The organism is Xanthomonas sp. XNM01 (assembly GCF_014851915.1).
In the GTDB taxonomy this organism is placed as follows: Bacteria; Pseudomonadota; Gammaproteobacteria; order Xanthomonadales; family Xanthomonadaceae; genus Pseudoxanthomonas.
The window spans coordinates 267,077-279,627 of record NZ_JACVAP010000004.1 but is presented as its reverse complement, the minus strand read 5'-3'; the positions used below and the strand labels follow the sequence as shown (position 1 = coordinate 279,627).

The 12,551-nt window shown below is 72.4% G+C and carries 9 protein-coding genes; 5 read left to right on the top strand and 4 right to left on the bottom strand.

From position 1 onward, the window contains the following. Nucleotides 1-43: 43 nt before the first annotated feature. Nucleotides 44-2,695 carry a PAS-domain containing protein gene (locus IB242_RS15360; RefSeq protein WP_192281379.1) on the top strand — a complete coding sequence of 884 codons (2,652 nt, stop codon included), beginning with the start codon at nucleotides 44-46 and terminating at the stop codon, nucleotides 2,693-2,695. Nucleotides 2,696-3,189: 494 nt separating this feature from the next. Here the strand turns inward: IB242_RS15360 and IB242_RS15355 are convergent, their stop codons facing one another. Together IB242_RS15355 and IB242_RS15350 are read right to left on the bottom strand one after the other, a co-directional pair. Beyond that, nucleotides 3,190-3,828: a response regulator transcription factor gene (locus IB242_RS15355; RefSeq protein ID WP_192281362.1), complete on the bottom strand. Its 639-nt coding sequence runs from the start codon at nucleotides 3,826-3,828 to the stop codon at nucleotides 3,190-3,192. Nucleotides 3,829-3,979: 151 nt separating this feature from the next. Beyond that, entirely contained in the window at nucleotides 3,980-5,218 is a 1,239-nt protein-coding gene (locus IB242_RS15350; protein ID WP_192281359.1) for a flavohemoglobin expression-modulating QEGLA motif protein, read from the bottom strand. 713 nt (nucleotides 5,219-5,931) lie between these two features. Here IB242_RS15350 and dgcN point away from each other — a divergent pair. Next, on the top strand, nucleotides 5,932-6,975 hold the full coding sequence (dgcN, locus tag IB242_RS15345; RefSeq protein ID WP_192281356.1) for an N-acetyltransferase DgcN: 1,044 nt from the start codon (nucleotides 5,932-5,934) through the stop codon (nucleotides 6,973-6,975). Nucleotides 6,976-7,946: 971 nt separating this feature from the next. On the opposite strand, the gene IB242_RS15340 is transcribed toward dgcN, so the two are convergent. Both IB242_RS15340 and rsgA read right to left on the bottom strand, forming a co-directional pair. Next, entirely contained in the window at nucleotides 7,947-8,420 is a 474-nt protein-coding gene (locus IB242_RS15340) for a hypothetical protein (protein WP_192281353.1), read from the bottom strand. A gap of 44 nt (nucleotides 8,421-8,464) precedes the next feature. Beyond that, on the bottom strand, nucleotides 8,465-9,580 hold the full coding sequence (gene rsgA, locus IB242_RS15335) for a ribosome small subunit-dependent GTPase A (RefSeq protein WP_192281350.1): 1,116 nt from the start codon (nucleotides 9,578-9,580) through the stop codon (nucleotides 8,465-8,467). A gap of 210 nt (nucleotides 9,581-9,790) precedes the next feature. On the opposite strand from rsgA, the gene IB242_RS15330 reads away from it, so the two are divergent. Genes IB242_RS15330 through IB242_RS15320 form a run of 3 tightly spaced genes read left to right on the top strand, consistent with a single transcriptional unit; the run spans nucleotide 9,791 to nucleotide 12,409 of the window. Then, complete coding sequence (locus IB242_RS15330; RefSeq protein ID WP_192281332.1) at nucleotides 9,791-11,059, top strand: pyridoxal phosphate-dependent aminotransferase; 1,269 nt, start codon at nucleotides 9,791-9,793, stop codon at nucleotides 11,057-11,059. A 7-nt stretch (nucleotides 11,060-11,066) separates the two neighbouring features. Continuing rightward, nucleotides 11,067-11,720 (top strand): GDSL-type esterase/lipase family protein, encoded by a 654-nt coding sequence (locus IB242_RS15325; protein ID WP_192281329.1) that lies wholly within the window; start codon nucleotides 11,067-11,069, stop codon nucleotides 11,718-11,720. Continuing rightward, nucleotides 11,711-12,409: a methyltransferase domain-containing protein gene (locus IB242_RS15320; RefSeq protein WP_343237156.1), complete on the top strand. Its 699-nt coding sequence runs from the start codon at nucleotides 11,711-11,713 to the stop codon at nucleotides 12,407-12,409. Before IB242_RS15325 ends, IB242_RS15320 begins: the two co-directional genes overlap by 10 nt. Nucleotides 12,410-12,551 lie beyond the last annotated feature (142 nt).

Genomic DNA, 12,551 nt, shown 5'->3' with positions numbered 1-12,551 from the left:
CCGGCCGCCTCCGCGCGGCCGGTGCGCGTTCTAGACTCCGCCCATGTACATCTCGCCCAGACGCCGCCTGCTGCTGACCGTGCTGGTCCTGGTCGGCGGCATGCTGCTGGCGATGGCCGCCGCCTGGCGGCTGGGCAGCCACCGCGCGCTGGAAGCCGAGAGCGCCGCGCTGCAGCGCCAGCTCGGGCTGCAGGCGCTGGCGCTGGAGCAGCGCATCGACCGCTACCGGACCCTGCCCGAAGTGCTGGCGCTGGATCCGGAACTGCGCGAGGCCACCCGCCGCGACACGCTGGACGAGGCCACCCGCCGCTATCTCAACCACAAGCTCGAGCGGGCCAATGCGGTCACCCGCTCCTCCACGCTGACCCTGCTCGACCCCCACGGCGTGGCCCTGGCCGCCAGCAACTGGCGCGAACCGACCAGCAACGTCGGCGAGAACTACAGCTACCGCCCGTACGTGACCCAGGCCCTGAGCCACGGCAGCGGCCGCTTCTACGGCATCGGCATGACCACCGGCCAGGCCGGCTACTACCTGTCGCAGGCGATGGTCGAGGACGACGGCAGCGTCATCGGCATCGTCGTGATCAAGATCGAACTGGCCGCGCTGGAACAGGAATGGCTGCAGTCGGCCGACGTGATCCTGGCGTCGGACGCGCATGGCGTGGTGTTCCTGGCCAGCCGCGACGCCTGGCGCTACCGCCTGCTGGCGCCGCTGAGCGACAGCGCGCGGGCGGAGATGCGCCGGACCCGGCAGTACGCCGACCTCGCCCTGCTGCCGCTGCAGCGGCAGGTGATCGGCGATGCCGGCGACGGTGGCCTGCTGGTACGCGCCCAGTCGCCGTCGCTGCCCGGGCCGGTGGTCTGGCAGCACCTGGCACTGCCGCAGACCGGCTGGCAGCTGCACGTGCTGCACGATGCCGGCGGCATCGCCCGGGCCGGCCGCAACGCGGCGCTGGGCGCGGCCACGGTGTGGCTGGCGCTGGCGTTCCTGGTGCTGTTCGTGCAGCAGCGGCGGCGCCTGGCGGCGCTGCGCCAGCGCAGCCGGCGCGAGCTGGAGGTGGTGCTGCAGCAGCACGCCGAGGAACTGCGCACCGCGCAGGACGGCATCGTCCAGGCCGCGCAGCTGGCCGATACCGGTCTGGCGCGCAGCCTCAAGCACCTGCCGCAGGGCGTGGTGATCATCGACGCCGACCTGCGCATCGCCGCCTGGAACTCGCGCTACATCGAACTGTTCCGCTTCCCGCCGGACCTGATCCAGGTCGGCCGGCCGATCGAGGACGTGTTCCGCTTCAACGCGCGCCGCGGCCTGCTCGGCGCCGGCCCGGTGGAAGAAGCGATCCAGCGCCGCCTGGACCACCTGCGCAGCGGCAAGTCGCACATGCGCGAGAGCGAGAAGGACGACGGCACGGTGCTGGAGATCCGCGGCAATCCGCTGCCCGACGGCGGCTTCGTCACCAGCTACGCCGACATCACCAGCTACAAGACCACCGCACGCGAACTGCGCTCGCTGGCCGACGCGCTGGAGCAGCGCATCGCCGAGCGCACCCAGGACCTGGAGCAGGCCCGGCACGAGGCGGTGGAGGCCAACCGCTACAAGACCCGCTTCGTCGCCGCCGCGGTGCACGACCTGCTGCAGCCGCTGAACGCGGCGCGCATGTTCCTGTCCGCGCTGCGCGGCCGTCTGCGCGATGCGCAGACGCGCGAGGAGGCAGACAGCGTGGAAAGCGCGCTGGCCGCGCAGGACGCGATCCTGGCCAGCCTGCTCGACATCTCGCGGCTGGAATCGGGCACCCAGCAGGTGCGGGTGGCCGATTTCCCGCTCGATCCGCTGCTGGAGGCGCTGGCGCGCGAGTTCGGCATCCTCGCCGAGGCGCGCGGCCTGGTGCTGGAGCGCGTGCCGACGCGCGCGATCGTGCGTACCGATGAGCACCTGCTGCGGCGGATCCTGCAGAACCTGCTGTCGAACGCGGTGCGCTACACGCCGCGCGGGCGGATCCTGCTCGGCTACCGGCGCGAGGGCGGGTCGGTGCGGATCGAAGTGCTCGACACCGGCCCGGGCATCCCGCCGAACCGGCAGCGCGAGATCTTCGAGGAATTCCGCCGCCTGGACGACGGCGGCGCCAGCGAACGCGGGGCCGGCCTGGGCCTGGCCATCGTCGAGCGCATCGCGCGCCTGCTCGGCCATCCGATCGGGCTGCGCTCGCAGCCGGGCAGCGGCTCGTGCTTCTCGGTGACGGTGCCGCGCGGCGATGCCGCCGCACTGCGCGCACCGGAGCCGGCGGCCACCGCGCCCGCCGCCGACAGCGCGGAGGATTCCCCGCTGCTGGGCTGCGTGGCCTGGTGCGTGGACGACGACGCCCGGGTCAGCGAGGCCACCCGTGCCCTGCTCGAACGCTGGGGCTGCGTGGTCGCCTATGCCGGCGGACCGCAGGACGCGCTGGCCGCGGCGGCCGTGGGCAACGCGCCGCAGATCCTGCTGATGGACGTGCGCCTGGGCACCCTGCACGGCCCCGACGTGCAGGCCCGGCTGCAGGAATGCTGGCAGCGCAGCGTGCCGACCATCCTGGTCACCGCCGAACACGACGAGGCGCTGCGCGCGCAGGCCGCGGACAACGGCTGGGGCTTCCTGTCCAAGCCCGTGCGCCCCGCAGCGTTGCGCGCCCTGATGAGCCAGATGCTGCTGCGGCACCGGTAGCGCGTCCGGGCGTACGACGGTCGACCGGCTCGGCTGGTGGCGGTGGCGGTAGCGGTAGCGGTAGCGGTAGCGGTAGCGGTAGCGGTAGCGGGCACGATACGTGGATCAACACGACCGGAACGAGGGCGGATGCGGTCATGCCGTGCCGCTGCACGCTGTGCGGAGCCGGCTGCCATGTCCGGTACATGCAGAGCGGTAGCGGATGGCAGTCGTGGTTGCGGCCGCTCCTACAGAAGAGTGAAGACCGGCCTATGTCCAGGCGGCATGACTTCACATAGGAGCCCGCTTTGCTTGCACCCCCTTTTTTCGGGTGAGGCAGACCGCCATGTCGAAATCTTGGAAGGTCTCCACGGCTGCGGCCGCTCCTGCCGACGAAGCCAATCCGGGGCGCGCGGTGTTGCAGGATGGCCCCTTCCACCGGCACATCTGATCTGTGTGCGGATCGACCGCGCACATCAGGCATGGACGTGCAGCGACACAAGCCGATCAGGCGCTCAGGACTCGCCTTCCGGCTCCAGCGCCTTGACCAGCACTGCCGCCTGGGTGCGGCTGTGGCAGTCCAGCTTCTTGAGGATCGCGGTGACGTGGACCTTGACCGTGTTCTCGGCCAGGCCCAGCTCGTGCGCGATCTGCTTGTTGAGCAGACCGTCGGCCAGCGCCATCAGCACGCGGAACTGCTGCGGGGTCAGCTGCGCCAGCTTGGACGCCAGCGCGGCATCGGCCTCGGAGCGCTCGACGGTCAGCGGCGGGAACCAGGTGCCGCCGTCGAGCACCGCGGTCACCGCGGCGCCGATCGATTCGGCCGGCGAGGACTTGGGAATGAACCCGGCCGCACCGAACTGCTGCGCGCGGCGGATCGTGCGCGGGTGGTCGTTGGAGGAAATCACCACCACCGGGATCTGCGGCCATTCGCCGCGCAGCCACACCAGCGAGGACAGGCCGCGCGCACCGGGCATGGTCAGGTCCAGCAGGACCAGCTCGATCTCCGGGTGCGCGGCCAGCGCCGGTGCCAGCGCCGACGCGGTGGCCGCTTCCACCACCTGCACGCCCGGCAGCGATTCGCGCAGCGCGTGCACCACCGCGGCACGGAACAGCGGGTGGTCGTCGGCGACGAGGATGCGCGGGCTGGTCATGGCGCACAGTCTGGCACGGCCCATCGCGTGGATGCATCCGGCAGGCGACACCCGCGGAAGCGAGCGCCCCCCGCCACCTCGCTGCGTGCGCGGCAATGACCGGCAGGCGTCAGCCCCGACGCCCGTCGTATTCCCCCATGGCAAACGCGCGCTACAGGGTATCGCCGAGGCGATCCATGCGGATCCGGTTGGCGAACAGCGAGAACGCGAGCATCCCGGCCAGGCCGCTGGCACGCTCGATCCACGGCGGCAGCCAGTGCGGGGGCGCCAGCGTGCCATCGGCGAACAGCGGCTCGAAGCGGACCACGTCGTCCAGCGTCATCTTGCCGGCGAACAGCCAGCGGCACAGGCGCAGACGGTCCTCGCGCAGCGCCTGGCGGAAGAAGGTGTGCACGCCGACCAGGCCGCGCAGGTAGACGGTGTCCTTGGTGAAGGCGTGGCCGCCGGTCAGCGGCACGCCGCGGAACACGCGCTGGGCCGAGGCGAAGCTCTCGGCATCGCTCTGCCCGGCGCCGAGGAAGTAGCGGAACACATCGAGAAAGTCGGCACCGTCCAGCGCGCGCGCCACCGCCTCGATGCGCAGGCTGATCCGCTTCATCCGCTCGATGTCGATGCTGCCGGTGATCTGCTCGGCGAAGGTCGCCAGGCCTTCCTGGGTCGCGGTCACCCGCGGCGAGGCCAGGGACAGGCTCGGCAGCAGCGGCTGCTGGCGGCCGTTGAGCGCGGTCAGCGAGTGCACCAGCGCCTCGTGATGGAACAGCTGGCGGCGGTCGTAGTCGCTGAACGCGGCGCCGGCACGCAGCCGGATCCGGGTCGCGCCGGCGGCGGCCTTGGCGATCAGCGCCGGATCCAGCTCGACCGCGATGGTGCGGCTGCCGAAGAACTCGTCCAGATCGCCCTGCAGCTGCAGCGCCAGCGCCGTGGCCGACACCGGAACCTGCTCCTCGGGCGAGAGCAGTTCGCGGTCCAGCTCGCAGGCGATCTGGATGAAGTGGCCGGCCGCCGCGCGCGCATCGGGACCGTCGCCGGGCAGGCGGTCGTCGGGCCGACCGAACAGCGCGACCGCCTCGGCGCCCGCGCGCGGCGTCCCCAGCGCTTCGAGCAGATGCGCCGCACGGATCCAGCTGTCCACCGACTCGCGCAGGTACTGGCCCAGCGGATGTCCGGGATCGGCGGCGCCGGCGATGGCCGCCAGCTCGTGGCGCGTGTCGCCGAAGTCGAGCGGCGGGTAGTCCACCTGCGGCAGCACCGCGCGGCCGGCGCGCCAGTGCTGCAGGAACCCGGCCTGGACCGTCGCCGGCCAGCTGGCCAGGGTCAGCAGCTTGATCCCGCGCACCGCCTTGACCAGGCGCTGGTCGAGCGCGGCGTGGTGGGCGATGGCATCGGGCATCGGTGGCTCCTCGGGCTGGAGCACACGCTAGCCGATCGGGGCCGCGGGCTCCAATACGGTGCTTTGTGCGTGCGCGGGGAAGATGAGGCCTGGCGGGAACGCTCCGAAGCATGGAGCGGGCCGATCGAGGCCCACCTGCCGTGCCGTAACCACAGCTGCGTCCGACGCTGAGGGCGGTCGGCCTCGAGCGGCCCCCTACAAACATCGATGCAGTGCAATGAATGCGTGGCAGGCGCGTCCGCAGCGCGACAGCCTCGCATCACCGCGGCGGCATGTCGAACGGATGCACCTCGGTCGGCCTCGAGCGGCCTCCTACAAAGACCGATGCGGTGCGATGGATGCGTGGCGCGCGCGTCCGCAGCGTGGCTGCACCGCATCACCGCCGCGGCACATCGAACGGATGCACCGCGGTCGGCCTCTAGCGGCCTCATACAGGGGCAGATGCAGTGCGATGTATGCGTGGCGTGGCGCGTCCGCAGCGCGGCTGCACCGCATCATCGCCGCGGCACATCGAACGGATGCAACGCGGTCGGCCTCGAGCGGCCTCCTACAAAGGCCGATGCAGTGCGATGGATGCGTGGCGTGGCGTCCGCAGCACCGACATGCACACGGCTGCACCCACGCGGCGGCTCGCCGTAGACTCGACCGGTGCCGCAACCGCGGCCGTCGATCCATCCGCATCGATCACCACCGATCCAGCCGGGAGCCGTCGCATGTCGCAGTCCGCAGGTCCGTCCGTCGCCACCGACAGCCACTGGCCACCGCCGTTCCTGTTGTACCTGGGTAATGCGCCGGACGACCTGGCCGGCAAGACCGCACGCGGCCTGGCGGTCTGGCGGCCCGACTGGTGCGTCGGCCAGTTCCGCGACCGCGAGTGCCGGACCACGGTCGGCCTGCCCGACCTGGACTTCGCCGCGGCGCGGGCGGCCGGCGCCAACACGATGATCGTCGGTGTCGCCAACGCCGGCGGTCGGATGGACGCGCGCAGCGTCGCGCATGTGGTGGCGGCGCTGGAAGCGGGCATGAACGTCGCCTCCGGCCTGCACGAACGCCTGACCGACCACCCGGAGATCGTCGCCGCCGCGCAGCGCACCGGCCGCCACCTGTTCGATGCGCGGGTGCCGCCGGTCACGCCGGTCGGCAATGGCCGGCCGCGGGCGGGACGGCGGCTGCTGACCGTCGGCACCGACTGCTCGGTGGGCAAGATGTACACGACGCTGGCGCTGGAAGCCGCGATGCGTGCACGTGGGCTCGCCGCCGATTTCCGTGCCACCGGCCAGACCGGCATCTTCATCGCCGGCCGCGGCATCCCGGTCGATGCGGTGGTGGCCGATTTCATTTCCGGCAGCGTCGAATGGCTGTCGCCGGCGCGCGACGATGGCGGCTGGGACCTGATCGAGGGCCAGGGCTCGCTGTTCCATCCCTCGTTCGCCGGCGTGTCGCTCGGCCTGCTGCATGGCGCCCAGGCCGATGCGCTGGTGCTGTGCCACGAACCCGGCCGCGCGCACATGCGCGGCCTGCCGCATTACCCGCTGCCGGCGCTGCGCGACACGCTGGACGCCAACCTGGCCGCCGCGCGGCTGACCAATCCCGCCGCGATCGCGGTCGGCCTGGCGCTCAACACCGCGCGGCTGCCGCCTGACGAAGCCGAGCGCGCCTGCCGTGCCGCCGAGGATGCGCTCGGCCTGCCGGCGCAGGACCCGGTACGCGATGGCGTGGAGCGCATCGTCGACCGCTTGCTGGCGACCGTCGCCTGACCGGCCGACCCGATCCCGCCCGGCGGCCCCACACCGCCGGCGATCGTACAGACGGATCGAACAGCAGCGCGCGGAACATCCGCATTGGCCGGCGCCCCGTGACGCACACCACTGCGTTGCACGCCTGCGTCATCGGCCGTGCGGGTCATCGGCGCGCGCATGATCGCCGGATGCAGCAGCACCAGCGTTCCGTCGGCGTCGGTCCCCGCGACGACCTGCAGCGTCTCCAATCAAGGGAGGAACCTGGTTGCCGGATTGTCGAGCGATCACGTTTCCTCCCCGTAAGGGAGCATCCTCGCCACGCCGGTGATTGGCTTGGTCTCGGAGCGAAGACGAGACTGCTATCGGCCTTCAACGGGTCGCGCGGGGCCAGCTGGCTCATCACCCGTGGCGCAGCGTGATCGCAGACACCTGGCCACGCGTCGCTCGGCGGGAAGGAGAGGGTCATGCGACCAGTGCACACCTGCCGTCGTCACCACGCGCGCTCCCGCACAGCAGTTACCTGACCAGGCGAACGATCGTGCGAGCGGAGGCGAACCGGCTGTCGGCCTTCAACGGGTCGCGCGGGGTCAGCTCGCTCATCACCCGCGGCGCAGCGTGACCGCGGACACCTGGCCACGCGTCGCACGGCCGGAACAGCGAGGGCCATACGACCCGCGCACATCATCCGTCATCATCGCGCGCGCTCGCGCAAGGCGGCATCGCCTGACCAGACGAACGATCGCGTGAGCGCAGGCGAAACTGCTGTCGGCCTTCATCGGATCGCGCGAGGACCGCTGGATCATCACCCGTGGCGCAGCGTGACCGCAGGCACCTGGCCACGCGTCGCACGGCCGGAACAGCGAGGGCCATGCGACCAGTGCACACCTGCCGTCATCGCCGCGCGTGCTTGCGCAGGGCGACATCGCCCGACCAGACGGGCGATCGCGCGATCCGACGCTGGATCGAAGCGATGCATCCGGAAGCGCCGCTTACTCCGCCCCGATCTCGAACAGGTAACGCCGCTCCGCGCGGCGGCCCACGCACTGGGTGCCATGGGTGCCGACCGACAGGTGCACCTCGTACAGGCCCGCCCGGGTCGGCGTCCCGACGAGCGTGGCGACGCGCTCGCCATGCAGATGCTCGATGCGCAGCCCTGGCGGCAGCGGATGCGCATCGGCCACGTAGAACCCATGCACCGAGGCCGGCGCGCCGACGCTGAGGTCGGCGTGGTACGGCTGGCCGAGCTGCCCCGGCGGCAGCGTGTCAGGCTGCAGGTCCAAGGCACCGCGCGCGCCGCAGCCCACCAGCGTGTTGCCCACCAGCAGGACCTCGCCGCAGCCGGACAGGCCCAGCACCAGCAGCGCGGGCAGCAGCAGGCGCGATGGTTTCGACAGGCCCGCAGCTTCGGCGCTGGGTGGGACACGGCACGACCCCACGCCCGGAGCACGGACGCGCGCGTGCATGACGCTGGCCGCGCTCGCGGCCCACCATGAAGACGGCACGGGCCTCAGCGCCGCGGCGTCTTGCCGGGCGGACGCTTGCCCGCCGGCCTGCCCGGTGCCTTGGCGCCGGTCTTCTGCGCCAGGCGGGTGGCCAGGCGGTCGGCGGCACCGGCGACCTCGTCGCGCAGCTTCAGGTAGTGCGCGACGCGGCCGGCGTCGACACTGCCCGCCTCGATCGCCGCACGCACCGCGCAGCCGGGTTCGTTCTGGTGCGCGCAGTCGCGGAAGCGGCATTGCGCGGCCAGCGCCTCGATGTCGCCGAAGCCGCCGTCGGCCAGCTCTTCCTCGCCGGTCGGCTTGAGCTCGCGCATGCCCGGCGTGTCGATCAGGCAGGCGCCGGTGGGCAGCGCGATCAGCGCGCGGTGGGTGGTGGTGTGGCGGCCGCGCGAATCGCTTTCGCGGACCGCGCCGGTGCGCATGTGTTCGCGCCCGAGCAGGCTGTTGGTGAGGGTCGACTTGCCGGCGCCCGACGAGCCGACCAGCACCGCGGTGCGGCCCGGCGCCAGCCACGCCGACAGCGCGGCGGCGGCGTGCGGGTCGCGCGCGTTCAGCGGCAGCACCGGCACGCCCAGCGCACGCAGGTCGGCCAGCGCCGCCTGTGCGGCGGCCGGGTCGGCGTCGGCGCGGTCGGCCTTGGTCAGCACGATCACCGGCTGTGCGCCGCCGCCGCCGACCAGCAGCAGGTAGCGCTCGATCCGGCGCGGATTGAAGTCCGCATCCAGGCCGCAGACCACGAACACGGTATCGACGTTGGCCGCGATCACCTGCTGCTGGTAATGCTCGCCGGCGGCGGCGCGCTTGATCGCGGTCCGGCGCGGCAGCATCGCCAGGATGCGGCCCTTCTCGTGCAGCACCCAGTCGCCGACCGCCGCGCGTTCGTGGGTGGGCACGCCATCGGGGCGGAACACCGGGCGGCGCTGCCACTCGGGCGGCGATTCGGCGCGGAAGCCTGTGTCGGGCGCGTCGGCCAGCACGTAGCCGGTGCGGTGCTGCTCGACCACCCGTGCGGGCAGCGCCTGCGGATGGGCGGCGGCCAGCGCCTGCCAGGCCGGATCCGGCGCGGCGCCCTCCCAGGGCCAGCCGATCAGGCGCAGGGCGGTGTAGTCGGGGGTGTGATCCATCGGCGGATTGTAGAGGGCCGGGCCGATCCACGCGGGACGCCGGGGCCCGGGCCGGCCGCCGGCGGGCCGCACCGGCCGGCCGCAATGGTTGCCCAGGCAACCTGCACGGCCGCCTGCGGCGCCCCCGGCGAACCCTGACGGGGCGGGCACTTGCGCGATCCTTTTCGGCTAACATCCGAAATCCTTCCCCGCCCATACCGGCCTGCCGCCATGTCCACCGAGAAACCGCTCAGCGTCCGCGAGCGCCTGTCCGAAGTCCGCTACGAAATCCGCGGAGAACTGGCACGGCGAGCGCATGCGCTGGAGGCCTCCGGACGCACGTTGATCAAGCTCAACATCGGCAACCCGGGCGCATTCGGATTCCGCGCGCCGCCGCACCTGCAGCGCGCGATCATCGACGACATCGACAAGACCGACCCGTACACGCACCAGCTCGGCCTGCCGGCCGCGCGCGAGGCGCTGGCGGCGACCTACCGCGCGCGCCACGCGCCGCATGTGGATGCCGACCGCGTGTTCATCGGCAACGGTGTGTCCGAGCTGATCGACATGTCGCTGCGCGCCCTGCTCAACCCGGGCGACGAAGTGCTGGTGCCCTCGCCCGACTACCCGCTGTGGTCGGCGGCGACGATCCTCAACGACGGCCGCCCGGTGTACTACCGCTGCGCGCCGGACAACGGCTTCCTGCCCGACCCGGTCGAGATCGAGGCGCTGGTGTCCTCGCGCACCCGCGCGATCGTGCTGATCAACCCCAACAACCCGACCGGCGCGGTCTACCCGCAGGCGCTGCTGGAGCGCATCGTCGCCATCGCGGCCAAGCACAACCTGCTGCTGCTGGTGGACGAGATCTACGACCAGGTGCTGTACGACGGCGCGCAGTTCCAGCCGATGGCGCCGCTGGCCGGCGACCATCCGTGCATCACCTTCAGCGGCCTGAGCAAGGTCCACCGCGCCTGCGGCTGGCGCGTGGGCTGGGCGATCTTGACCGGCGCGCCGGCGCGCACCACCGACTACCGCAACGCGATGGACCTGCTGTCGGGCCTGCGCCTGTGCGCGAACGTGGCCGGCCAGTACGCGATCGCCGCCGCGGTCGGCGGCCCGGACACGATCAGCCCGCTGTGCGCCCCCGGCGGGCGCCTGTACGAAACCCGCCGCGCGGTGGTCGAGGCCTGCGCCGCCAGCGAGCACCTGCGCCTGGTCGAGCCGCGCGGCGCGCTGTACGCGTTCCCGTCGGTGACCGGCCCGGCCGCACGCGGCTTCGACGACCACCAGTTCGCGCTGGAGCTGCTGGAAACCGAGGACGTGCTGATCGTGCCGGGCTCCAGCTTCAACGTGCCCTACCGCGACCACTTCCGCGTGACCCTGCTGCCGCAGGCCGAGATGATGCGCGAGGTGTTCGCGCGCATCGACCGCGCCCTGTCGCGCCGTGCCGAAGCGGCCACCAAGGTGGTGCCGCTGAAAGCGCGCACCGCGGCGGCCTGACGGACCGATGACGTCGCCGACCGGGGTCGCCTCCACCGACGCAGCCGCCTTCCTGGCGCTGGGTGATTCGTACACGATCGGCGAGGGCGTCGCGCCCGACGGCCGCTGGCCGGTGCAGCTGGTCGCCGGCCTGCAGCGCGCCGGCGTGGCCATCGCGCCGCCGCGGATCGTCGCCACCACCGGCTGGACCACCGACGAGCTCGACGCCGGTATCGACGCCGCCCATGCCGAGGCGCCGATCGGCACCGGCCACGCGCTGGTCAGCCTGCTGATCGGGGTCAACAACCAGTACCGCGGACTGCCGGTGGACGACTACGCGCGCCAGTTCGACGCGCTGCTGCGGCGCGCGGCCGGGTTCGCCGGCGGCGATGCCACGCGCGTGCTGGTGCTGGCCATTCCGGACTGGGGCGTGACCCCGTTCGCCGCCGCGCAGGCGCGCGATACCTCCCTGGTCGCCGCGCAGCTGGACCAGTTCAACGCCGCCGCCCGCGCCATCACCGAACGCGCCGGCGCCTTCTGGATCGACATCGCCCCGGTCAGCCGCCTGCGCGGCGCCGAGGCGACGATGCTGGTCGAGGACGGCCTGCACCCCTCGGCCGACATGTATGCGCTGTGGGCGGCGCTGGCGCTGCCCGCGGCAAGGAGCATCCTGTGCAAGTGATCGACGAAAGCCGGCCGCTGCCGCGCGATACCGCCGCGCGCATCGCCGGTGCGTTCCTGCCCGACTGGGCGCTGGGCAACCGCTACCACTACTACTACGCGCGCACCAAGCTGGGCAGCGATCCGCTGTATCCGGGCGTGATCGACGCACTCGCCGGCAGCCGCGCGCCGCTGCTCGACCTGGGCTGCGGCTTGGGCCTGCTGGCGCACGCGCTGCACGATGCCGGCATCCACGTGCCCTACCACGGCGTGGACAACGACGCCGGCAAGATCGCCTCGGCCCGCCGCGCGGCCGCGCGCAAAGGGCTGCCGGACGCGCGCTTCGACACCGTCGACCTGGAACACGCCACCCCGGACCACCGCGGCAGCGTCGCGATCCTGGACATGCTGCAGTTCCTGGACCCGCCGCGGCAGCTGGACCTGATCGGCACCGCGATCGACATGCTCGGCGACGAAGGCCGGCTGGTGATCCGCACCGGCCTGGAAGACGGCAGCCAGCGCGGGCGCATCACCCGCCGCGCCGACGTGCTCGCGCGCGTGCTGGGCTGGATGAACGCCGCACCGCGCCACTACCCGGACCCGGACAGGCTGCGTGCGTTGTTCGAGGCGCGCGGCCTGCACAGCACGTTCTCGCCGCTGTCGGGCAACACCCCGTTCAACAACTGGCGGATCGTCGCGCAGCGGCGCTGAGCGGCGCCCGAAGCACGCATCGGAAGAGGCCTTCCGGACCGGCAGCGCCGTCCCGCGCTGCGACGCGCGTTTTCCGATATATCCGCCACCCGGCCGGCTGCATCCTGTTTGTGTGCGTGCATCGACGCACGCCGCCGGAGCC